15 protein-coding genes are annotated in these 24070 nt (G+C 70.4%); 6 read left to right on the forward strand and 9 right to left on the reverse strand.

Annotated elements, in window-relative coordinates; genetic code table 11:
• Nucleotides 1-14: 14 nt before the first annotated feature.
• Complete coding sequence (locus ACJ8AN_RS02080; protein ID WP_407753496.1) at nt 15-2213, forward strand: ATP-binding protein; 2199 nt, start codon at nt 15-17, stop codon at nt 2211-2213.
• On the opposite strand, the gene ACJ8AN_RS02085 is transcribed toward ACJ8AN_RS02080, so the two are convergent.
• The 4 genes from ACJ8AN_RS02085 to ACJ8AN_RS02100 form a co-directional block, all read right to left on the reverse strand.
• On the reverse strand, nt 2210-3469 hold the full coding sequence (locus ACJ8AN_RS02085) for a hypothetical protein (RefSeq protein WP_407753497.1): 1260 nt from the start codon (nt 3467-3469) through the stop codon (nt 2210-2212). The two genes, ACJ8AN_RS02080 and ACJ8AN_RS02085, sit on opposite strands and share 4 nt — an antisense overlap.
• Before the next feature lie 160 nt (nt 3470-3629).
• A complete protein-coding gene (locus tag ACJ8AN_RS02090) occupies nt 3630-4769 on the reverse strand; it encodes an oxygenase MpaB family protein (protein WP_407753498.1) in 1140 nt (379 codons plus the stop codon).
• Between the two features lie 173 nt (nt 4770-4942).
• Entirely contained in the window at nt 4943-8107 is a 3165-nt protein-coding gene (locus ACJ8AN_RS02095) for an efflux RND transporter permease subunit (protein WP_407753499.1), read from the reverse strand.
• 35 nt (nt 8108-8142) lie between these two features.
• Nucleotides 8143-9273: an efflux RND transporter periplasmic adaptor subunit gene (locus tag ACJ8AN_RS02100; protein WP_407753500.1), complete on the reverse strand. Its 1131-nt coding sequence runs from the start codon at nt 9271-9273 to the stop codon at nt 8143-8145.
• 283 nt (nt 9274-9556) lie between these two features.
• Between ACJ8AN_RS02100 and ACJ8AN_RS02105 the strand changes: the two genes are divergently transcribed.
• Together ACJ8AN_RS02105 and ACJ8AN_RS02110 are read left to right on the forward strand one after the other, a co-directional pair.
• Complete coding sequence (locus ACJ8AN_RS02105; RefSeq protein ID WP_407753501.1) at nt 9557-10897, forward strand: hypothetical protein; 1341 nt, start codon at nt 9557-9559, stop codon at nt 10895-10897.
• A complete protein-coding gene (locus ACJ8AN_RS02110) occupies nt 10884-12263 on the forward strand; it encodes a hypothetical protein (protein WP_407753502.1) in 1380 nt (459 codons plus the stop codon). The genes ACJ8AN_RS02105 and ACJ8AN_RS02110 overlap by 14 nt, the downstream gene beginning before the upstream one ends.
• Before the next feature lie 39 nt (nt 12264-12302).
• On the opposite strand, the gene ACJ8AN_RS02115 is transcribed toward ACJ8AN_RS02110, so the two are convergent.
• Nucleotides 12303-13364, reverse strand: coding sequence for a hypothetical protein (locus tag ACJ8AN_RS02115; protein WP_407753503.1), 1062 nt, complete (start codon nt 13362-13364; stop codon nt 12303-12305).
• A 173-nt stretch (nt 13365-13537) separates the two neighbouring features.
• Between ACJ8AN_RS02115 and ACJ8AN_RS02120 the strand changes: the two genes are divergently transcribed.
• The 3 genes from ACJ8AN_RS02120 to ACJ8AN_RS02130 are packed head-to-tail and all read left to right on the forward strand — an operon-like array spanning nt 13538 to nt 17364.
• Entirely contained in the window at nt 13538-14209 is a 672-nt protein-coding gene (locus ACJ8AN_RS02120) for a response regulator transcription factor (RefSeq protein ID WP_407753504.1), read from the forward strand.
• Nucleotides 14206-15771 (forward strand): sensor histidine kinase, encoded by a 1566-nt coding sequence (locus tag ACJ8AN_RS02125; protein WP_407753505.1) that lies wholly within the window; start codon nt 14206-14208, stop codon nt 15769-15771. The genes ACJ8AN_RS02120 and ACJ8AN_RS02125 overlap by 4 nt, the downstream gene beginning before the upstream one ends.
• Nucleotides 15772-15783: 12 nt before the next feature.
• Entirely contained in the window at nt 15784-17364 is a 1581-nt protein-coding gene (locus tag ACJ8AN_RS02130) for a CehA/McbA family metallohydrolase (protein ID WP_407753506.1), read from the forward strand.
• Between the two features lie 87 nt (nt 17365-17451).
• Here ACJ8AN_RS02130 and ACJ8AN_RS02135 read toward each other — a convergent pair whose 3' ends face one another.
• The 4 genes from ACJ8AN_RS02135 to ACJ8AN_RS02150 form a co-directional block, all read right to left on the reverse strand.
• Nucleotides 17452-18441 (reverse strand): 2-dehydropantoate 2-reductase, encoded by a 990-nt coding sequence (locus tag ACJ8AN_RS02135; RefSeq protein ID WP_407753507.1) that lies wholly within the window; start codon nt 18439-18441, stop codon nt 17452-17454.
• Nucleotides 18438-19967 carry an acyl--CoA ligase gene (locus ACJ8AN_RS02140; protein ID WP_407753508.1) on the reverse strand — a complete coding sequence of 510 codons (1530 nt, stop codon included), beginning with the start codon at nt 19965-19967 and terminating at the stop codon, nt 18438-18440. Before ACJ8AN_RS02140 ends, ACJ8AN_RS02135 begins: the two co-directional genes overlap by 4 nt.
• Before the next feature lie 106 nt (nt 19968-20073).
• Entirely contained in the window at nt 20074-21939 is a 1866-nt protein-coding gene (locus ACJ8AN_RS02145; protein WP_407753509.1) for a hypothetical protein, read from the reverse strand.
• Between the two features lie 99 nt (nt 21940-22038).
• Nucleotides 22039-24066: a TonB-dependent receptor domain-containing protein gene (locus ACJ8AN_RS02150; protein ID WP_407753510.1), complete on the reverse strand. Its 2028-nt coding sequence runs from the start codon at nt 24064-24066 to the stop codon at nt 22039-22041.
• Between the last annotated feature and the right edge of the window lie 4 nt (nt 24067-24070).

Genomic DNA, 24070 nt, shown 5'->3' on the forward strand with positions numbered 1-24070 from the left:
GGGAGGGTCCGGGCATGGAGTTACCTACGACTCGGGCCGGTGCGGGGCTGTCGGCGGAGATGCTGGCTCAACTCTTCGAGCGCGCCCGCCCGCTGGTGGAGGCCCTCTTCGCGCAGGTGAACGACGGCGTCACCGTGCAGGCCCCGGACCTCTCGCTGTGCTTCGTCAACCCCGCCGCCGCGCGCCTGCTCGGGGCGTCCTCGCCGGAGGAGCTGCTGGGACCGGTGGCCGCCGCGGTGTTCGCGCGCTTCCAGGTGCTCGACGCCTCGGGCCGGCCGCTCGACCTCGATTCGCTGCCCGGCCGCCAGGTGCTCGCGGGCCAGAGCGTCACCGAGCGCGTGCTGCGCTTCCGCGACAGGCATACGGGCCAGGAGTCGTGGAGCCGGGTGTCCGCGGCCCCGGTGCGCGACGCGCACGGCCAGGTGGTGTACGCCGTCAACGTCTTCCGGGACATCACCGAGGTGATGCGCACCCAGGAGCGCTTGAGCCTGCTGGCCGAGGCCGGTGAGCTGCTCTCCGCCTCGCTCGACCTGGAGAGCACCCTCATCGCCACCGCGCGCCTGCTGGTGCCCCGGCTGGGCGACTGGTGCGGGGTGGACCTGGCGGAGGGCCCCGCGTCCTCGCGGCAGGTGGCGTCCGTCCACGCAGACCCCACCAAGGTGGAGCTGGCCCGCCGGATGCGCGAGCTCTACCCCGCGGATGCGCGCAGCTCCGGCACCATCGCCCACGTCATCCAGACGGGCCAGCCGCAGCTCACCCCGCACATCACGGATGAGATGCTGGTGGCGGCCGCGCACGACGCGGAGCACCTGCGCATGTTGCGCGAGCTGGGCCTGCGCTCGATCATGGTGGTGCCCCTCAACGCCCGGGGCCGGACGCTGGGCACCCTCACCGTGGCCAATGCCGAGTCCTCGCGCCCGCTGGGCCCCGAGGAGCTGCGGCTGGTGGAGGAGCTGGCCCGCCGCGCGGCGCTCGCGGTGGACAACGCGCGCCTCTACGCGGAGGCGAAGCGCGCCCAGGCCCGGCAGGAGGTGGCGCTCGAGGCGGGCCGCATGGGCGCCTGGGAGTGGGATATTCCAGCCCAGCGCGTCACCTGGGCGCCCACGCTCGAGCGCATCCACGGTATCCCCGAGGGCAGCTTCGGCGGCTCCTTCCAGGACTACCAGAGCGACATGCACCCGGAGGACCGGGAGCACGTGATCTCCAGCATCCAGCGCGTGGTGGCCGAGCGCCAACCGGAGCACCACGTGCAGTACCGCATCATCCGTCCGGACGAGCAGGTGCGCTGGCTGGAGGCCCACGGCCACCTCACGCTGGACGAGCAGGGCCAGCCCTCGCGCCTCACCGGCGTGTGCACCGACATCACCGAGCGGCTCGCCCTGGAGGAAGACGCGCGGCGGCTGGTGCGCGAGCAGGCAGCGCGCGCCGAGGCCGAGCGGGCCCGCCAGCACACCACCGAGCTGCTGGAGAGCCTGCGCCAGGCCCAGGCCGAGCTGGCCCAGCGCGCCCAGGAGCTCGCCCGCTCCAACGCGGACCTGGAGCAGTTCGCCTACGTGGCCTCGCATGATTTGCAGGAGCCGCTGCGCATGGTGGCCAGCTACGTGCAACTCCTGTCACGGCGCTACAAGGGCAAGCTGGACGCGGACGCGGACGAGTTCATCCGCTACGCGGTGGACGGCGCCACGCGCATGCAGGCGCTCATCAATGACTTGCTGGCCTACTCGCGCGTGGGCACGCGGGGCAAGGAGCTGGTGCCCATGCCCCTGGAGAAGAGCCTGGAGCGCGCCCTGTCCCACCTGCGGCTGGCCATCGAGGAGTCCGGCGCGCAGGTGAAGGTGGAGCCGCTCCCGTGGGTGAAGGGAGACGAGCCCCAGCTCGCGCAACTGCTGCAGAACCTGGTGGGCAACGCGCTGAAGTTCCGCGGCGAGCGGCCCCCGCTCATCCGCGTGTCCGCTACGCGCGAGGACGACACCGTCACCGTCGCCGTGGAGGACAACGGCATCGGCATCGAGCCCCAGTACTACGAGCGCATCTTCGCCATCTTCCAGCGGCTGCACGGCAAGGAGGAGTACCCGGGCACGGGCATCGGCCTGTCCATCTGCAAGAAGATCGTCGAGCGCCACGGCGGGCGCATCTGGGTGGAGTCCACGCCGGGCCAGGGCAGCACGTTCCGCTTCACACTCGGTGCCGCCGAGGCCCTCCAGTCCCGCTAGGGCGCCGTCTCCGGGCGCAGCACGAGCACCCCATACGTGCCATTGGGGCCGCTGCCCTCCAGCGCCGCGAGGAAGGGCCGGCCCCGGGACGACACGGCCAGGGCGGGCGCCTGTCCCTGGTGACGCGGCAGCGGCTCGGGCAGCCATTGGGAGCCGTTCCAACGCCCCAGGTGGAGCAGCCCGTTCGCGGAGTCACCCCACTCCACCCAGGCCAGCCTCGGGACTCCGTCCGAATCCACGGCGAGCCGGGCCGAGTACGCCCGGTCGATTCCCGCCGCCTGCTCCGACAGGGGCTTCCACGCGGCGCCATCCCACGTGCGGACATACACCCGGCCGGGCGTCTGGCCGTCCGACTCGGTCCAGGCGACGTAGGGCGTTCCATCCGGCGCCAGCGCGAGCGAGGGATCTCCAGCGAGGGTGTCCTCGCGCGCGCTCAGGGGCGCGCCCAGGGGCCGCCAGGCACTCCCGTCCCACGCCCGGACGAAGATGCGGCTGGGGCTCGCGCCCGCCTGCCACGCGACGAGCGGACGGCCCCGAGGGTCGAGCACGAGCGACACGGGGCCCGCCTGCGATTCGGCCTCGGTGGGCCCTGCCCTCTGCATGTCCCCCACCGGCAGCCACGTCATCCCGTTCCAGCGCCACACGAGGACGTCATCGGTGCGGCCGTTGTTCTCGAGCCAGGCGACGACCGGGTTCCCCTCCGCGTCGAGCACCAGGGACGGCGCCCGGGCGGCCGAGAGGTACCCCGAGTAGATGTGCAGGGGTTTGCCGAGGGCCACCCACCGCTGGCCCTCCCACCGGCTGACGTAGACGTCGCGGTCGTTGCCCTCCGCGGACGTGTCCGTCCACGCCACGACGGTCCGGCCCCGCGCGTCCACGGCCACCGTGGGCCAGGACGGCGACGAGTCCACCACCCGTACTCCCGGCCCCTCGCCCAGGGCCTGCCACTTCGAGCCACTCCAGGCCTGCACGGCGAGGTAGCGGCGGTAGCCGTCGAACTCACTCCACACCACCACGGGCCGGCCACGTGCATCCAGGGCCACCGCGGGGGCACTCGAATCGCCGTGCTGCCCTCCCGGGGGAACCAACCGTCCATCCGGAGGCGGCTCGGACGCGTCGTCCGGCGAGGGTTCGGGGAGCACCGGGGTCTCGGAGTCCTTCGTCTCCTCCAGTCCGGACCCGCATCCCCCGAGCCACACCAGCAGCACTCCCAGACCCAGGGCCTTCTGGCCTACTCGCGCCTTTCCGATTGCCATGTCACGCCTCGCACGCACACCGGGGCTGTATAAGCGCGCCGGTGTTGGACAAGCTAGGGACCCACCCCGCGGTACGCCAGCAAGCGCGCGTTCCCGACAAACGCCGATTTTGGGCTGGACATCGGCGGGGCGACGTGCGGCCCCGCCCGTGCTTCACACCTCAGAGCTGCTGCTCGCGGCTGCGCACCTTCCAGGCCTCGCGCAGTTGCTCCGGGATGCGGAAGGGCGGGCGCTCGTTGCCGCGGCTCACCCAGACGACGCCCTCGAGCAGCTTGCGGCCGAAGAGCTCGCTGAGCCTGGCGTTCACCACGTTCGCCTCGTCGCCCTCGTCCATCACCCAGCCCAGCAGCTGCAGCGGCTTGATGAGCGCGCGCGTCCAGTCCGCGGGGGGCACGGCGAGCAGCTCCGCCACGTCGTCGCCCACCAGGTGGCGGATGAGCGTGCGGCACAGGCCGTCGAAGAGGTCGCCGGGGATGATGTGCTCCACCTGCTCGATGAGGGCCTTCGTCATGGCCTGGCCCTCGGGGCAGGCGCGGAACACGCGCTTGAAGATGGCGTCCGCCAGCAGCTCGGCGTCTTCCAGGTTCTCCGGCAGCAGCCGCTCGTCCACGCCCATGATGTAACCCACCACGCGCCACGCGTGGTAGTAGGCCTGCGCCTCGCGCGCCTCGAGCGTGTAGCCCAGCTTCACCAGCGCGCGGATGGTCACCACCGAGAACGTCAGCAGCGTGCCCGCCATGTCCTCCTGGTTGATGGGCTCGCCAAACTCGGGCTTCCACTGGCCGCTCTGGCGGATGAGGTGGCGCACGGCGGCGTGCATGAGCCGCACCTTCTGCGCGTCCCGCACACCCCAGCCGTCCGGCTCCAGGCCGCCATGGCCCATGACGTCCACCACCATCTGCGCCGTCTCCACGATGCGGCGCTTGGTGTCCGTCTCCAGGCGCGCGGTGAGGTGGAGCACCTGCACGCCCTGGGCGCCCGCGTAGCAGGTGGGCAGCGCCGCGCAGATGAGCGCGACAATCGACAGCGAGCCACAGCGGCTGAACACCGCCTGCCCCTCGTAGATGAGCTGCTTGTCCGCCCACGAGGGAAGGCGCGCGCTCTGCTCGAAGTAGCCGCGCAGCGGCGCGGGGAGCTGCTCGGCCACCACCGTCTCGTGGGCCACCAGCTGCCGCATCAGCTCGTTGGCCGAGCCCACCTGCCCCTGCGCGAAGAGGCTGCGCACCGCCTCGTCCGCCGGCGCGTCGCACTGCTGGCGCATGGAATCCAGGAACTCGTTCGTCCAGCGCATGTCCGTCATGGGAGCTACCCCCGAAAGGCTCCGGCCTCCGCCACCACGCGGAAACCGGGGCGCCAGTGTGGCACACCCGCCCGGACTGTTCGATACCAGATGCCTGCCCGCCCGCTCAGTGGCGAGCCCCCATGGGCCTGTACCAGCCCCCGGCAGAGGGAGAGCCCCAACCCGGTGCCCTTCTACGCCCCCGGACGGGCCTGGGGAGGGCCGTGCATCGGCCCGTGGCCGCCTTGCCCCACGCTCCGCCGCAGCTTGCCCAACGCCCAGGTGCGGAAGTCGTGGAGGATTTCGTACACCGTCGGAATCACCAGCAGCGTGAGCAGCGTGGAGGTGATGACGCCGCCGATGACGGCCCGGCCCAGCGGCGCGCGGAAGTCACCGCCCTCGCCCGTGCCCAGCGCCACCGGCACCATGCCCGCGATGAGGGCGAACGTCGTCATCATGATGGGCCGCAGGCGGATGCGCCCCGCTTCGATGAGCGCCTCGCGCATGGGCTTGCCCCGCGAGTGCGCCCACTTGGCGAAGTCGATGAGCAGGATGGCGTTCTTGGCGACAATCCCCATCAGCAGGATGACGCCGATGAGGCTCATGATGTTGATGGCATCCCCTGTAATCAGCAGCGCCAGCACCACGCCGATGAGCGACAGCGGCAGCGAGACGAGGATGGCCAGCGGATCCAGGAACGAGCCGAACTGGATGACGAGGATGAGGTACATGAGCAGCACCGCCACCCCGAGCGCGAGGAAGACGCGGCCGAACACCTCGGCCTGGTCGCGCGCCTCGCCGCCCTCGCCCAGCATGTAGCCCGGAGGCAGCCGCACGTTGCCCACCCCAGCCCGGATGTCCGTCATCACCTCCGAGAGCGAGCGCCCCTGCACGTTGGCCTGCACGTTGATGACCTTCTCGCGGTTGAGGTGGTTGATCTGCGCGGGGCCCACCGTCTCGCGGATGCGCGCCACCTGGCCCAGTGGGACGAGCGCCGGAGGGCCCCCCGGCGACGCGCCCGCCACCAGCGGGAGCTGCTCGAGGTCACTCGGGCGCGTGCGGGCCTCGGGCACCAGCCGCACCACCACGTCCCGCGTCTCGCCCGAGGGGTCCACCCAGTCGCCCGAGTCCACCCCCGCGAAGGCCGCGCGCAAGGACTGGCCAATCTGGGCCACCGTCACGTTGAGCCGGCCCGCCACGCCGCGGTCCACCTCCACCTCCACCTCCGGCTTCTCCCCGCGCGTGGACAGGCCCACGTCCACCGCGCCCGGCACCTGCTCCACCTCGCGGCGCACCTGCTCGGCCAGCCGCGTCAGCTCGCGCGCGTCCGGCCCGCGCAGCTCCAGCTGAATCTGCTTGAAGGCGCCGCCGAAGCCGCTGGTGAAGACGGACACCTTCACCCCGGCCACGCGCGAGAGCTCCTGGCGCAGCGTGGCGCCAATCACATCCTGGCTCACGTGGCGCTCATGCTTGGGCGTGAGCCGCACGTACACCAGCGCCTGGTCCACGCCCGGCGAGCGCAGCGGCAGCGGCGTGCCGATGGTGGTGAAGGTGTAGCGCACCTCCGCGTGGTTGCGCGCGAGCTGGGACACCTCCTCCACCTTGCGCCGCGTGTAGTCGAGGCTGGAGCCCGCGGGCGTCTCCACCAGCAGCTCCACCTCGGCGCGATCGCTCATCGGGACGAAGCCCGCGCCGCCGAAGGCCCCCTGCAGCACCAGCGCGCCCACCAGCGAGCCCACCGCCACCAGCACCATGGCCAGCCGGTGGTCCAACGCCCAGGCGATGACGCCCTTGTAGCGGTCCGCCTGCCGGTCGAACCAGCGGTTGAAGCGCGCGAGCACCCGCGAGATGGGGCCCCTGTGCGCCCCCTGCTCCACCGCCGGGTCCGGCCAGTACGCCGAGAGCATCGGGTCCAACGAGAAGCTCACGAAGAGCGACACCAGCACCGAGCACGCGATGGTGAGGGCGAAGGGCTTGAACCACTGCCCGGCCACGCCGTACATGAAGGCCACCGGCACGAACACCGCGACGATGGAGAACGTCGTCGCCGCCACCGCGAGGCCAATCTCACTCGTGCCCTCGCGCGAGGCCGTGTAGTGGGCCTTCCCCATCTCGATGTGACGCACGATGTTCTCGCGCACCACGATGGCGTCGTCGATGAGGATACCGATGGCGAGGTTGAGCCCCAGCAGCGACATGGTGTTGAGCGTGAAGCCGAACGCCCACACGCTGATGAAGGACGCCAGCACGCTCACCGGCAGCGCCAGGCCGGTAATCACCGTGGAGCGCCACGAGTTGAGGAAGAGGAACACCGTCAGCACCGTGAGCACCGCGCCCTCGACGAGCGCCGACTTCACGTTGTCCACGGCCTGCTCCACCCGGACGCCCGAGTCGCGGACGATCTCCATCTTCACGCCCGGGGGCAGCGTGGGCTGGAGCGCGGCGATGCGCTCGCGGATGAGGTCCGCCACCTGGGTGGTGCTGTAACCCTTGGCCTTGAGGATCTCGATGCCCACCGCCTCGCGGTTGTTGAAGAGGGCCAGGGTGCGAGGGTCCTCGGTGCCATCCACCACCTTGGCCACCTCGCCGAGCCGGATGGGCTGGCCCCCGCGCTCGGCGATGACGACGCGCGCGAAGTCCTCGGGCGTCTCCAGCCGGCCCTTGAGACGGATGGTGGTCTCCTCCAGCGGTCCGTCCAGCCGCCCCACCGGCGCGGCGAGGTTCTGCTCCTGCAGCGCCTGCACCACCTGCCCGATGCTCAGCCCCGCGGCCCGCAGCGCCTCGGGGCGCACGAACACCGTCATCTCCCGCTCGATGCCACCCACCACCGAGGCCTGCGCCACACCGGGGATGGAGCGCAATTCGCCCACGATGCCCGGGTCCGCGAGCCGCGTGAGCGCCGTGGCCGGCAGGTTGTCCGAGGTGATGGCCAGCGAGACGATGGGCATGTCCGCCGGATCGAACCGGGTGAGGACGGGCTCCTCCATCTCGTCCGGCAGGTCATTGCGCTTGCCGGAGATGGCGTCGCGCACGTCCTGGGCCGCCTGTTGGATGTCCTTTTCGTAGTCGAAGAAGATGGTGAATTGCGCCAGGCCGTCGATGGCGCTGGAGGTGGACTTCGCGGCATCCACCCCGCTGATGCTGAAGAGCGCGTCCTCGACGGGCTCCACCACCTCGCGCTCGACCACTTCGGGCGAGGCCCCCGGGTAGACGATGGTGACGTTGATGATGGGCTGCTGGACGTCCGGGAACTCGTCCGTCTGCAACACCACGAGCGCCACCAGGCCGAACACCACCAGCGCCAACATGGCGGTGATGGTGACGATGGGCTTCTTGATGGCGAAGTTGGAGATGAACACGGGATGGCTCCCTCTCGGTGAGGATGGGCGCGGCGCTAGTCGTCCTGGGGAGTGCCCGCGCCGCCCACGCCCGGCCCGGCTTCCTGGGGCCGCTCGGGCGCCCGCACCTGCACGCGCGTGCCCACGGCCAGGTCCTTCGCCGAGCCGCGCAGCAGCACGTCCCCCTGCTGCACGCCAGAGCGCAGCTCCACCTGGCCCGCCAACGCGTCCGTCATGCCGAGCGTCACCGGCACTCGCTCCACGCGGCCATTCTTCACGCGCAGCACCACGGGGGGCTCGTTGCGCGTGTCCACCACGGAGACGGGGACCGCGAGCGCCTGACGCTGCAGCGCCGCCACCCGGCCCTCGGCGGAGAGCCCGGTGAGCAGCGTCTGCTCAGTGTTGGGCAGGGTGACGTAGAGGCGCACCTGGCCGGTGGCGGGGTCCACCGCGGGGTTGATGCGCTCGATGCGGCCCGCGAAGGTGCGCTCGCCGTAGCCGCTGACGTTGAAGTCCACCCGCACGCCGGGCTCGAGCAGATTCAACTGCGAGGCCGGGACGGAGGCCTCCAGCCGCAGGCTGGTGGGATCGATGACGGTGTAGAGCGGCGCGCCCGGCTGGACGATGTCGCCCGCGCTCGCGTGGCGCTCGCTCACCACGCCATCGAAGGGCGCGCGGAGGTGGGTGCGGCTCAGCTGCTGTTGCGCGAGCGCGAGCCGGGCCTCGGCCTCGGAGAGCTGCGCCTGGGCCTGGTAGTGCGCGAGCACCGCGCGCTCGAGCTCTCTCCGGGTGATGACGCCCGCGTCGGACAGCTTGCGATTGCGCTCCTCCTCGGCCCGGGCCACCTGCAGGCTGTTGTGCGCCAGCCGCACCGCGGTGCGCGCGGCGATGAGCTGGTTCCGCAGCGTGGTGTCCTCGATACGCGCGAGCAGCTGGCCCTTCTTCACCTCCTGGCCCTGCTCGACGGCCATCTCCACCACGGCGCCTTGAACTTCGGAGCGCATGGCGGCGGCGCGGCGGGCCTGGAGCGTGCCGGAGAGGACGGGACCACTCTGCAGCTCCCGCTGCTCCACGCGCACCACGTCCTCCGGCCCGAGCGCCACCGGTGCCTGCTGCTGGGCCTGGGCGCTGGCCGACTCCGGGCCCGCCTGCTTGCAGCCCGAGAGCACGAGCAGGCCCAGCCCCACGAGGGCTCCGCACCTGCCCGCCCTGCTCCTGGAGGCCCTCCGCCCGACATCCCGGCGTTCCGTGCTCTCGCTCACGCCACACCACCTCCTGACGCACCGCAGGGTGATGTGGACATGATGGGAGCCCGCTGCATCCGCGGCAGGGGCGGATGGAACACACCCGCGGCGCTTCGATGCCTGCCTGCCTGGAGTCACTCACGCTCGGGAAGCATGCGGCCAGGCGCCTGTCGTTCGTGACAGGCTGGCGAGCATGAAGCTGCTCCGTCCACTGTCCGCGGGGTTGATGCTGCTCCTGGCCGTCTCGCATGCGGCCTGCACCGAGGACGAGCCCTACGTCCGCGCCCTCTCCTCCGTCGAGGAGCCCGCCTTCGACTACGGGCTCTATTGCGATACCCGAGGCACCCTCGTGGGCGAGGACTCCGCCGTCCTGCTCGTGCGCCGCCCGTCACACCTGGAGCGGGTGTACGCGGATGCGAGGCACGGCGAGGCGCGCGCCCGGGAGGTCTTCCGGCAGCTCGAGGAGACCTTCGTCCTCATCGGACAACAGGCCGCCGATGCGGCCACCTCGGTGCGCTGTCTGGCCCTGCCGCTGCGCGGCTGCGTGACGGACTGGGCCTTCGTCGACCGGTTCATGACCTCGCGCGGCCCGGGTGCACAGCACCTGCGGCTGACGCTCGCGCGGACCTTCGAGCAACGCGCCCAGCGACGCGGCCTGGAGAAGTCCATCATCGTCTCCTCGCTCAACCTGCTGCTCGCCGGCGGCACGGCCATGGCGGTGATGAAGGAGGTGGCCGCGGAAGGCGAAGCGGCGGGAAGTGAATTGCAGGCGGGCACCGAGAGCCAGCTCGCCATGGTCTCCACCGACGCCGAAGCCCTGGCGGCACGGCTGCTGGAAGAAGAAGCCCTGGCCACGGGCCCGCGGCATCCAGCGGCCCCGTCGAAGCTCGCCCGTCTCCGCCCCGCGCTCGACAACCCGCCCGAGGGCACGGCCAGCGGCGACGCGATGTGGAGCGACTACGTGGCCTACTGGGAGCAGCGCTACGCGGAGCTTGCGGGAAAGAGCCCGACTCCCGCTGGAGCACCGAAGCCGAAACCACCCCTCACGTGGGATGCCTACCACCACTTCCAGGACACCGTCCTGCGCGGCAGTGAATTCCAGCGCTCCGTCTCCGAGGCGATGCGGTGGGAACTGACGCTCCCCGAAGCGCAACGCCACCTGGTTCCCAACATGAAGAAGCCTCTGCTGGCGGAAAACGTCGGCGTGGCCCGTACGGGCCGACCCCAGGTCCTCTATCCCGACCAACTCGTCGTCGACGAAGCCACGCTGAAACCGGGTACCCGGCCTCACGTCGAGGCCTTCAGCAACAAGAGCCGCGACTTCAACAGCATGAGCAAAGAGCAAATCCGCGAACAAGCAGTTCTTGATGCGGACGAGGCTTTGACCAAGTACGGCGGCATCCTCCAGGTGAGGCGTGCCGGTCATCCCCTTTTCGGCCAGGAGGTTACCGTATCCAAGGTTCATCTCGTATATGACGCAGCGATGGCCACTGAAGACGTCAGGGGTCTTCTTGAGCAGGCACTGCGTAGGAAGAACGTCGAGATCCACTTCCATGAACCCCAATGACTGGAACAAGTCAGACAGGTTTGAGCTCGAGCTCCACTCCCCGGTGTACCCACTCAGCCGGGGCGTTGATGGATTGGGAGAAGTACTCGATGTCATCGAGTCCATGGACGAGCTGCGGCCAGACAAGCTGTCCGTCATCAAGCGCCGGATGAAGTATTCGCGTCAGGCCTTGCGCAAGCACATCGACAAGGCCACGGGGGTAGGTGGCGATACGAGCATCATCCTCTTCCGCTCACGGCCCCCGGATGCCTCGTGGTGGATCTCCTGCTTCGAAGGTACCCAGAACGCACGCTTCACGTTGGACTTCCACGTCGAGCCCTTCGCCTGGTTCCGTGAGCCCGGCAAGGAGGAGGAACGTGCCGCGCGCTGCCTGGACCTCGTGCGCGCCCTCGCCGCCCGGCTTCCACTGTCCTATGGCTACGCCCACAGCTTCACCGACTACCGCCTCGGGCCGGAATCCTCACTTCTCCGTAAGAAGTTCGTTCCCGAGCAGGCGATCGGAACCTACTGGCTCAACGTGTACGGCCCGAGCCTGGTGGAAGCCATGGGCCGCGAGCGTGTGTTCTCCACTCCCGCTGCCCATGTCGAGGAGCTCCCCCACGGCGCGGTGATGCTTCTCACTCGCCCCACTCCCGCGGACTTCGACTCCGAGGAGTCCCGTCTCGCCCAGGCGCGCGCCCTCGTGCACCTCCGCCCGGACCTGAAGCTGGAGGAAACCCTCACCACCCTTCGCCAGCGCTCCCTCCACTTCGTCCCGGTGCCCATCCAGTTCCACCCCGACGTGGCCGAAATCCTCCTCGAGGAGGTGAGGTTCCATGGGCTCTTCCGTCAACGCGAGATGGTGGAGAAATTCAACGCCTACCACCCGCCTCCCGTTTCCGAGTGGCTCCCCGCTGACCAGCAGCGCTGGCCGGACGTAGGCGGCCCCGAGAAGGTGCGGGGATACCTCGATGCCTTCGAGCGGAGCTTCATCCAGGTACTCCAGTCTCCGCTGAACAAGCTGACGCCCGCCATCAAGGCCCGCTCGCTCGAGGCGCTGCCTCACATGGACTGGAGGGTGTGGCGCATGGGCTGGGGCAGCAAGAACGCTCTCCCAATCACCCGCGACATCCTCTTCAAGGGGCTCGGGGCCTACCTCGGCGTGATGCTGGTACGCGAGCTGGGAGGCCGCTGGGTCCCCCGCCGCAACCTCGAGGAGACCGCCGTGGTGGTAGGCGACCGGGCCTGGCTGCCCTTCCTGCGCGCCCGCCATGCCCTGGAAGGCAAGGACGCGCCCCTGGACTACTCCATGACCCAGCTCTTCCGCGAAGCCAGGCGCATTCATGGCGCGGCGCCGTCGCCCATGAAAAGCCCGGCGTCTCCGTGAAGAGGCGCCGGGCCGGGTCATCCACCACGGCCACTCAGCTCAATGCGGGCCACGGCCCGGGCCACCCGGACGAGGCCCGTGTCCACCCGGGCCTCCGTGCCCACCCGGGCCTCCGTGCCCACCGGGGCCACCCGTGTGGGGCGTGTACGCCGCGCCATCGAGCGTGGCCGTGCCGCACTCCGGGCCGTAGACCAGCACATGCATGGTGCCATCCTGTTGCACCTGCTTCACCGTGCCGGCCGTGGGGAAGCGGCAGACGAACGGCGCCGGCCGCAACAGGTTCGTCACCGTGATGACGGACGTCGCGCTGTCCGAATACGTGGCCTCGAACGAGCCATCGAGCGTGCGGGTCGGCTCTCCGCTCGAGCGATCGAACGTGACGGCGAGCGTGCCCGACAGGTGCAGGCCGCGCGTCAGCTGCCCGTCGGCGTCCCGCACCTCGCGCGTGGTGTCGAGCGTGCCGGTGCGCGTGAACACCGTCTCGCTGGCGGAGTGGCTCCCCGTCGAGGTCGTCGTCCCCTGGAAGCTGCGCACCGTTCCGTCCGACAGCGTCTGCGTGGTGGAGAAGGTCGCGTTCTCCAGGCTGTCGAAGCTCTCGTCCCCGCTCCCGCACGTGCCATTCACGGTCACGTCGTGCACGAGCTCCACCGTGCCGCTGGAGCTGACGGGCCGCGCGTGCTGTCCATCCCCCGGCGGCGGACGCTGTCCGTCTCCCCGCGGCGGCTCCATGCCCGGCGGCGGCGGCGGACGCTGGGGCATCGCCGTGAGATCGCAGCCGCTCCACTCGAAGTGCATCCGCGAGGGAATCGTCCGGTCGCACACCGGGACCTCGGTGACGTCCGGCTCCGGGTCACAGCGGAACGCGTCCTGCTGGTTGCGCCCCGGGCGGCCCAGCTCACCCTCCACCCCGGCGATCAACCCCTCCAGCTCCGCGAAATGAGACGAGTCGCTCGCCATCCCCAGCGCATCGCTCGCCGCGGCCGCGGGAGCTTCCGTCGTCGAGTCCCCCTTGCAGCCAGCGCCCAGCGCCATCGCGAGCATCACGGCCCCCAGCAGCGTCCCGCCGCCCAGGCCCTTCTTCGCATCCAGCCAACGCCTCATGGTCCTGACTCCTCGCTTCTCCAGTATCCCAGCGGTGCAGCAGTGGCCTGCTCCACCGCATCCCTGGCTAGAGAGGCAATCTTAAGATTCTCTTACGAGCTGTCCCGTACCCCAGGGCATGAAGCATGACGGCACCCTGACGGTCGGGGTGCCACGGAGAGGACGAACACCCCATGGGAGAGCGCATCCTGCTCGTCGAGGACGACCCACAACTGGGAGCTCAAATCGTCGACTGCCTGGGCAAGGCGGGCTTCGAGCCCACCTGGTGGACCGAGGGCCGGCCCGTGGCGCCCGGAGACGCGGTGGCCTGGCGGCTCGTCATCCTGGACCTGATGCTGCCCGGGACGCATGGCATGGACATGCTGCGTCAATTGCGCGACGGCTCGGACGTGCCGGTGCTCATCCTCAGCGCGCGCAACGAGAGCTCCGACAAGGTGCGGGCCCTGAAGCTGGGGGCCGACGACTACATGACCAAGCCCTTCTGGCCCGAGGAGCTGGTGGAGCGCGTGCGCGCGCGGCTGCGCCGGCCGGTGATGCAGCGGCAGGGCGGCGTGGAGATGGGTGCGCTCCAGGTGGACCTCGAGGCGCGCGAGGTGCGCGTCCAGGGCAAGCCGGTGGAGCTCACGCGCGTGGAGTTCGACCTGCTGGCCGCGCTCGCCCGGCGCCCCGGAGCGGCGGTGACGCGCCAGTGGCTGGTGGACCACGTGCTGGACCCCGAGCGCGAGGGCACCGAGCGGACCCTGGACGTGCACGTGTCACGGCTGCGGCGCAAGCTGGGCCCCGGCAAGCACATCGAGACGGTGTGGGGCATCGGTTACCGGTTGGGTGAGGGAGGGGACTCGTGAAGCTGCGGGTGCGGCTGGCGCTCACCACGGCGGCGGTGGCCATCCCCATCACGCTGGGCATGGGGTGGGTCCACAAGACCGTCGAGGCGAACGCGCACGAGTCTGTCCTCTCCGAGTACGTCGTCGCGACCATGCTCGAGGGCGGACGCGAGAGCTGCGAAGCCACTCCCGGGACCTGGAGTCTCCAATCCCCATCCTTCCGGGGCCCACTCCCGCCCCGGGGCACGCTGTCCGCGCCCCCGTCCGAGCCAGCAGAAGGTGGAGCGCCGCCCTTCCCTCCGGACGGGCCGGGGGGACCCGGAGGGCGCCCGAAGCCGCCGCCGAACCTGGGCCCGGGCAGAGCGGGCATGGGCATGCAGCTCTTCGCCTACGACGCCGGGCTCTCGTCGCGCAACCCCAGCGCGCCGCCCCTCGACGAAGCGCTCGTGAAGGCCATGCGGCGGGGAGCGGACACGGCCAGCCGGTCCTCCGGTCACGGACCGCACGGCCCGAGCGAGCTGCTGGTGCGCATGCCCTGGGGTTCCGGCCCGTGCGCCTTCGTGCTCGTCTGGAAGCAGGAGCCGCCCGGTGAGGGAAAGCGGGGACACGCGCTGCCCCCGCCCGAGCTCTGGTTGCTCCCCACCTTGAGCGCCCTGGCGGGCGTGCTGCTGACGATGGCTCCGGTGGTGCGCCGCCTGCGCCAGCTCACCGGCGAGGTGCGGACCTTCGTGCGCAGCGCCTATCAGGGAACCATCACCTCGCGGGGCAACGATGAAATCTCCGAGCTGGCGCGCGCCTTCGACGAGGCGGGACGCGAAGTGCACGCGCAGATGGACCTCAAGGAGAAGCGCGAGCAGACGCTGCGCACCTTCCTGGAGAACACCACGCACGACGTGATGATCCCCCTGACGGTGCTCCAGGGGCACCTGGCCGAGCTGCAGCAGCGCGCGGCCCGGGGAGAGCCGGTGGACGCGTCGACCGTGACGGCGGCGAGCCGGGAGGCGCACTACATGGCGGCGCTCATCCACAACCTGGGCGCCGCGGCCCGGTTGGAAGCGGGCGAGCCGGCCGTGCAGCGGGCCCCGGTGGACCTCAACGCGCTGGTGGAGCGGTGCATGAGCCGCCACCGGCCCATCGCGAGGCAGCTCGGCGTGGCGCTCGAGAGCGCCGTCCCCGAGTCCCCGGTGATCGTGGAGGGAGACGTCACGCTCATCGAGCAGGCGGTGAGCAACGTCGTCTACAACGCCGTGCGCTACAACTCGCGCGATGGCCATGTGGCCGTGGTGCTCGAGCGCACGCCCGGAGAGGCGTTCCGCTTGAGAGTGCTCGACGACGGGCCCGGCATCCCCGAGAACGAGCTGTCAGGCATCCTCGAGCGGCGCGTCCGGGGCGACGCGGCACGCACGCGCGGGGTGCACGGGCACGGCCTGGGCCTGAACATCGCCTGGAAAGTGACGGTGCTGCACGGGTGGAGCCTGGAGCTGGGACGCTCGGAGTACGGCGGGCTCCAGGTGGACTTCCTCGGCGAGCTGACGCCGCGCTCGGGACAGGGCACGGAGAATCCGGCAGCGGGTATCGGGTAGGCTGCGGGCCCCTTGCGCCCCCTGATTCCTACTCCCGGAACACTGCTCGTCTGTCTTCTCGTCTGCTCCTCCGCGCTGGCCGCTGGCCCGCTCGTGCTGGAGGGAGAGGTGCCCACCGAGGGCAGCTTCTTCGACGTCCCCTTCGAGGTGCCTCCGGGCACCGTGGAGCTGGAGGTTCGCCATGACGACCTCGCCAGCGAGAACATCCTCGACTGGGGGCTGGAGGACCCGAACGGCTTCCGGGGTTATGGCGGCGGCAACGAGGAGCCCGCCCTCGTGAGCGAGAAGGCGGCGTCGCGCTCGTACCTCGCGGGGCCACTGCCCGCGGGCACGTGGAAGGTGACGGTGGGCAAGGCGAAGATTGGCAAGACGCCCGCGCGCTACCGGATTGAAGTGCACCTGCGCACGCAGGCCACGCTCGCGCCCCAGCCCGAGCGCCAGCCCTACCATGCCTCCGACGCGCTCTCGGACCAGGCCCGCTGGTACACGGGCGACTTCCACGTGCACTCGCGCGAGAGCGGAGATGCCCGTCCCCCACTGGATGAGATTGCCCGCTACGCGCGGGGACACGGGCTCGACTTCGTCGTGCTCACGGACCACAACACCACGTCCACGCTCGACTTCCTCGTGGACGCGCAGTCGCGCTTCCCCGGCCTGCTGCTGGTGCCGGGCGTCGAGTACACCACCTACGCGGGCCATGCGAACGCGCTCGGCGCCACCGGCTACGTGCCGCCGCGCTTGGGCGAGGGCATCACCCTGGAGGAGGCCATGGAGGCCTTCCACCGCCAGGGCGCGCTCTTCTCCATCAACCACCCCGTGTATGACGTGGGGGATTTGTGCATCGGCTGCGCGTGGCAACACGCCGTGCCGCCGGGCGGAGTGGACGCGGTCGAGGTGGCCAATCCCGAGTGGGAGAAGCTGGGGCGCTTCTTCAGCGAGGGGGCCATCGGGTATTGGGACTGGCTGCTCTCACAGGGGCACCACGCCGCGGCGCTCGGAGGCAGCGATGACCACCGGGCCGGAGTGGACCTGGACTACAAGCAGAGCGCCATCGGCAACCCCGCCACACTCGTGTACGCGCGCGAGCTGAGCGTGGCGGCGCTGCTGGACGGCATCCGCGACAGCCGCACCGTGGTGAAGCTCCAGGGGCCCGAGGACCCCATGGCGGAGCTGACGAGCAACGTGACGCCCACTGGAGACACCGTGCTCGCCGAGCGCGCGAAGCTGAGTGCCCGGGTCACCGGCGCCCAGGGACTCCAGGTGCGCTTCGTCCACAATAGCGTGCGCCTGCCGCTCGTGGAGGTGACGTCGGAGGACTTCGTGGTGGAGCGGGAAGTCACAGCGCCCGAGCATGGGGAAGACCGCTTCCGCGTGGAGGTGTGGATGAACGGCCATCCGCGCACCGTTACCAGTCACCTGTGGATTGCTCGCACCGCGGACATGCGAGGCATTCCCGGACCCGTGCCCCAGGTGACCGAGCCCGGGGCCTGTGGCTGCGGCTCCGCTCCGGGCTGGAGCGTGGGAGTGCTAGCGCTCGCCGGGCTGGTACTTCGGCGGAGGCGCCGCGAAGTAGCCCGGAGACGCGCTGCTTAAGCCAAGCATTGGGGGCATGGCGCGAATCCCAGGCTCTCCATAATGACCCCGACTGCGTGGAATGGTCCGCTCCATGCGGACAAATCGTCACGGGCTCGCGGCCGGGTAGCAGCCCGCCCGCCGCCCCCGCTCGCGCACCAGCGTCAGCACCAGCTCGCACGTGGGCATTGGCTTGCTCACGAGTTGCCCGAGCTCCACCACCGCGCCCAGCAGCGCGTCGATCTCCATCGGCCGGCCCCGCTCCAGGTCCTGCAGCATGGATGTTTTATGCGCGCCGACCTCGGCCGCGCCTTGAATCCGCTTGTCCACGTCGATGGGGAAGCGCACGCCCAGCGCCTCGGCGACTCCCTGGGCCTCGGCCATCATGGAGCGCGCCACCGCTCGCAGGTCTCCCTGGATTGCCAGTGTGTCGAGCGTCGCGCCCGTGAGCGCCGAGAGCGGATTGAAGGCGAGGTTGCCCCAGAGCTTCACCCAGATTTCATCGCGGATGCGCGGGCGGATGGGCGCCTTCAAGCCCGCCTGGATGAACAACTTTGACAGCGCCTCGACGCGAGGGCTCTTGGTGCCATCGGGCTCACCCAGGGTGATGCGGTCCCCGTAGGTGTGCTCGATGACGCCGGGCTCCACCACCTCGGCCGCCGGGTAGAGCACCGAGCCGATGGCTCGCGACGGGTGCAGCGTCTCCCAGAGCTTGCCTCCCGGGTCCACGCTCTCCACCGGCCGGTCCCGGTAGGGCCCCTCGAGCCCGTAGAAGTACCAATAGGGCACGCCGTTGGTGCCGGTGACGATCGCCGTCTCGGGGCCCAGCAGGGGCACCATCTGCGCCGCCGCGCCCGGCAACGCATGCGCCTTCAGCGTGACGAGGACGTAGTCCTGGGGCCCCGCCTCGGCCGGGTTGTCCGTGCAACGAGGGCGCACGGTGATGCTCTCGCCGCCGCTGCGCAGGGTGAGGCCCTTGTCGCGCATCGCCGCGAGGTGTGCTCCTCGCGCGATGAAGGTGACATCCACTCCCGCCTGGAGCAGCCGGGCCCCGAAGAACCCGCCCATCGCTCCCGCGCCGAAGATGGCCAGCTTCATGACGTGAGCCCCAGGCGCGCGGCGAGCCCGATGCGCTGCAGCTTGCCCGTCGCTCCCTTGGGAATCTCCGCCAGGAAGACGATTTTGCGCGGCACCTTGAAGTCCGCCAGCCGCTTGGAGGCGAAGTCCTGGAGCTCGCGCTCCGTGACACTCATGCCCTCGCGCAGCACCACGGCGGCGGCCACGTCCTCACCGAGCTTCGGGTGCGGCAGGGCGAACGTCACCACCTGCTGCACCGCCGGGTGGTCCATCAGCACCGTGTCGATCTCCAGCGGGCTGAGCTTCTCGCCCCCCCGGTTGATGATCTCCTTGAGCCGGCCGGTGAGCCGCAGGTAACCCGCTTCGTCGAGCACCCCCTGGTCCCCCGTGCGGAACCAGCCGTGCGTGAAGGCCTTGGCATTGGCCTCGGGGTTGTTCTCGTAGCCGGCCATGACGTTTCGGCCCCGGATGACGACCTCGCCGAGCGAGCCTCGCGGCAACAGGTTTCCGGCCTCGTCCATGATGGCCACCTCCGGCCCCGCCGCGATACCCACCGAGCCCGGATGGCGCGGCTTCGGCGGCAGCGGATTCGAGGCCATCTGGTGCGAGGCCTCCGTCATGCCGTAGCTCTCGAGCACCGGCACGCCGAACACCTGCTCCAGCTCCTCCATCACCTGGGGCGGCAGCGACGCCGAGGACGAGCGGATGAGGCGCAGCCGCCCCGCCTTGATGATCTCCGCGTTGCGGCCCGCCCGGCCGAGGATGGCCTGATGCATCGTGGGCACCGCCGTGTACCAACTGGGGCGCACCTCCTCGAACCAGGAGAAGAACTTGAGCGCGTTGAAGCCCGGCGTGCACACCACCGCGCCACCCGCCGCGAGGCTCGACAGCACCGCGGCGATGAGGCCGTGGATGTGGAAGAGCGGCATGATGTTGAGGCAGACGTCCTCGCGCTTCAGCTCCAACGTCTGGCCAATGTGGAAGGCCGAGGCCGTGACGTTCACGTGGCGCAGGGGGACGATTTTGGGCCGCGCCGTCGTCCCCGAGGTGTGCAGCACGAGCGCCACGTCCTCGGCCTCGGCGAAGCCCGCGCGCGCGGGAGTGCCCGAGAGCGGCCGCTCGGGCTTCAAGGTGAAGAGGCCCGCGGGTCCGCTCACGCCGGGAACCAGCTCGATGATGGGGATGCCGCGCGCGGTGGCGACGGCGCGGGCCGGGCTCTCCATGCCCTCGAGGATGACGAGCGCCCGCGCGTTCAGGTCCGAGAGGTAGAACTCGAATTCCTCGCCCCGGTAGGCCGGGTTGAGCGGCGCGGTGGTGGCACCGCAGGCGAGGGTGACGAAGGCCGTCGCCATCTCTGGCCCGTTGGGCAGCACCAGGGCGACCCGGTCTCCCCGTCCGATGCCCAGGCCATTCAGCGCCGCCACGGTGCGCCGGGCGAGCTCCCGCAGGCCGCCATGCGTCAGCCCGGGCCGCCCTGGTGCTCCGACCGCGAGGTCTCCCTCGCGGCCGTACTCGATGAGACCCACGACCGTGTCCGCGCGATACATTCCGCTCCTCCTGCGCTCAGGCTGGAGGATTCCCGATATGCCCTCGGGTGCCCTCGCGCAACCGCCGGAGTGCCCGCTCCGTCGGCGAGCCACCTCCCGGCGGGGCTCAGGCCGCGGCCGGGTTCGGGTTCAACCTGCGCACGGCGTGGTCCTCCGGTGCGTGCGGATGCACGAGGGGCGCCAGCTCCACCTCCTGGACGGGGTGGCTCTTGTGCCAGTAGCGGAGGTTCTCCACCCACTGCTCGTCCTTGATGGTGTCGAGCAGGAACCGCAGCCGGGGAATACTCTTCTCGGGCTCCTTACCGGACAGGAGCGTGAGGAAGGCTTCCTCCTGTCCGCGCCGTCTGGCCTTCTCGTAGGACTCCAGGAGATCCGTGACCGTGCGGATGCCGTAGCGGCGCAGGGTCTGGAGCAACGAGTCGTCTCCCTGACCTCCCGCGCTGGCGTGCAGGTGGAGGATGGCCTGGTCGACCCAGTCCAGCAGCCGGGGCGCCGGGATGCGCGTCTGCAGCATCAGCTCGACCACGTCGTGGCGCGCCAGCGCCTGCACGTTCGTCACGCCTTCGTCCTGGAGCCGCGCCCGGTCATAGATGTCGATTCCCTCCAGGCTCGTCAGTGGCGCGTGTGGATCCACGAGCTCCAGGCCCGAGCCGGCGCCCATCCGCTTCACCTTCTTCTTGGTGTTGCGGAGCATCTCGCTGATGAAGACCAGACCCGTCTCGGGGATGATGCCCGTCACGAAGGCGAGTGTGAGCAGCTTGGCGGAATACAGCGGCGCATCCGCGGGCGTGCCCGGGAACATGCGCCAGCTCTGCTCGAGCACCCAGGCCAGCACCATCACCGTGAAGACGCGGGTCGTGATGTGGCTGTAGATCTTCGGCTGCAAATCCCTGCGCGCATAACTGCGGAAGACGGTGAGCAGGGTATAGGAGTACGCCCCGAGGAACCCGAACGTGAGCGCGGAGGTCTGGGGTTGGAAGAACGCCAGGAACTCCATGCTGGAGTCCAGGATGACGGGTGGCTCGTTGACGCTCAGCAGCGTGAACGTCCAGCCGAGCGCGAGCACCAGCGTGGCCACGAGCAGAGGCGAGCGCCGGGCCGGCATCAGGCGGACGGGGGCATCCCGGCGCTCGGAACCATAGGCTTCGTCCATCTGGTTGCCGTAACGGGTACGCACGTCCTGCCGGGTCTTCACCGAGGGGTCGAACCGGAAGATGTGGGCGACGAACCGCTCGCGCAGCGTGCCCTGGTGCTCACGGTCAAAGGCGTAGAAGAGCAGCGCGGGCACCAGGGAGAGCACCGCCATGAGGAGCAATTGCAGGAGGCGCCCCGCGACGACGACGCGGTCGAGGTGGTCCACCGTGAGCAGGCTCGAGGACAGGGACGTCCCGTCTCCCGTGAAGGGAGCGAACAGGGCCACCACGTGGGACAGGAAGCCATCCGACATGACGACGACGAAGCCCGGAATGCCGAGGCCCATGGCCATGAGCAGGAGCACGTCGATCTTCTGGCGCGCCCGTCTGCGGAGCGTGGCTCGCAGTCCTTCGCGGCCCTGCTGCCGGGCCACCAGCAGCTTCGCCACGAACGAGAACACCACGAGCAGGAACGTGAGGAGCAGGAAGCCATCCTCCACGTCGAGCTTGTCCACGCGGGCCGGGAGCGCGAGCCAGGCGAGGAGGGTGATGAAGGACAGCTTCGATGCCGCCGACTGGAAGATGGCCAACCGGTGCATCCAGGGACTCGGCTCGGCCTGGAGCGAGACCACCCCCTCCTGGACCAGCTTCGGAAGTCCGAGCGCCTCGGCCTCCTCCATGGAGACCGGCTTGTCCAATTCGAGCGGGGAGAGGATGAGCAGGTGCTCGTCGTCGCTCCCGCGGATCCTCAACCGCCGGTTGGTCTGGTTCGAGACCCGCCAGCCCTTGGGTCTGATGTGCCCATGAATGAAGTCCGCCGCCCGTCTGCCTGGATTCATGCGTGTGTGCCTGCCCTCACGTAAGGGTGTGAGGTCCCTATTGAGGGGAGAGGGCACGGCCCTGTCTTGTGACGTGCCACCGGACAGGCGGGCGAGGCGTCAGTAGCGCGCCTGGACTCCCAGCGATGGAAGCGTGACCGGCGGCAGACCGAAGGGCTTGCGCACCAACTGGCCCTTCTCGCTCCCGTAGGAGTAGCGGAAGACCTCCCGCGTCAGCGAGAGATTGAAGACATCCAGCCACGCCTCCAGCGTCAACGGCCCCACCGTGCCTGTCTTCGACACCCGGCCGTCCACCCGGAAGTAGCCCGGCAGCCGCGCCACCTGGTCCCGGTCCGTGGGAATCCAGCGCGCCGTCCCCTTCACCGGGTCCACCCCCTCGCGCTGCGTGGAGGAGAAGAGCAGGTCCCCCGTCTCGGGCGCCCCGGTGTTGTAGTGCAGCGTGGTGCCCACGGTGAGGCCCCAGGGCAGCTTCAGGGTGACGGCCGCGTTGAGCACGTGCTGCTGCTCGAGCGCCGAGGCCACGGGCACCATCTCCGTCCCCACCACCTGGCCCATGCTGTCCCTTCGCTCCACGCGCGTGCTCAGCGTGCGCCGCTGGAAGGTGTACGAGGCCAGCAGCGCCCAGCGCTCCGACAACGGACGCCTCGCCAGCAATTCCACGCCGTAGCCGTGCCCCTCCGCCGTGCGCGCCTGCCCTCGCGCCACCGGGTTGTCCGCGAGCAGATCGAAAGACAGGACGTCCAGTTCCACCGTGCGCACCAGCGGGTGCACGAAGACGTCCGCGCCGAAGGTGAAGCCCGCGGGCCCTCGCACGTCCGCGCCCGCCTCCACCTGGAGTGTCCGTTGCAGACCCAGCCGCAGCGCCGCCGCCTCCGCGCCCGGTGCGTCGAGGAGGTGGGCCGGCGGTTGGTGCATGAGGCCCGCGCCGAGGCGCAGTGCCACCGTCTCGGAGAGCACCGCCCGCGCGTGCAGCCGGGGCTCGATGACCACCTGGTTCAGCGCGGGCTCCAGCAGGTACCCATCCACCCGAAGTCCCGGGGTGAGTTGCCAGGGGCCCTCGGTCCACGTGGCCTGCGCGTACGCTCCCGCGAACACCGCACGGGCGAGCGACTGCACGACGCTCGTGGTGACGGTGGGACGGTCCGGATCCCCCGCCTCGCCAGGACGGAAGGTGGTGGATTGGTCCACGTTCACGCGCCGCTGCTCCACGTCCGCGCCCGTCTCCACCGCGAGCCTCGACGAGAGCGCGGCGCGCCAGGCCATCCGCGCCCCGAGCGTGCGCTCGGAGAGCCCCACGGAAACGCGCGAGGCCTCCCCTCCCCCGTTGGCGCCCAGCGTGTCCTGTCCCCAGGTGACGGCGGCCTCGGCCTCGCCCACGCCCAGCGGGTGCGTGAGGCGCAGGTCCACGCGGTGGAAGGCGGTGCCCAACCGCACCACGTCTCCCGGGCCGCTCAGCCCCGCGTCATCCGAGCTGCCCAACGCCAGCAGCCGCAGCGAGCCCCGGCCCACCGCCTGGGTCACGCGCGCCTGATAGTCGGACAGGCCGAGCACCAGGTCCGGGCTCGACGGGCCTCGCAGGCCGTTGATGACCGCGGCGGCGAGCCACGGCGAATAGGCGAAGCGGCCCGCGAGCGTGAATTCCGTCCCCGTGGAGGCGATGGGCACCTGGGTGAGCACGCCCACGTTGAACAGGTCGATGGAGCCCACCGCGCGCACGGTGCCGGTGCTCGGCGCGATGAGCCGGGCGTCCACCGTGCCGCCCACCTCCCGGCCGAAGCGGGCCGGAGCGGGGCCCGGGTGGAAGTCGAGCCCGGAGACGAGCCCGGGGTGCACGGTCGAGGGGCCCACCCAGAGGTGGTAGAGCCGCGGCACGCGCACGCCGTCCAGGTAGTAGCCCGTGGAGGACGGAGCCGCCCCGCGCACCACCGGCAGGCTCGCCCCGGAGACGATATGGCTCACCCCGGGCATCACCATCAACGCGCGGAACGGCTCGCCCCACGTGCCCGCGAGCTCATTGAGCTCGGAGGACTCGAAGGAGAGCGGGGCACTGTCCCGCGCGGGCAGCTCCTGGGCGTATGAGACAGAGCCCACGGCGAGCGCGAGCAGGACACCGGACGGCGTGCGCATCTCG

It is taken from the genome of Archangium sp. (assembly GCF_045802675.1).
Classification (GTDB): domain Bacteria; phylum Myxococcota; class Myxococcia; order Myxococcales; family Myxococcaceae; genus Archangium.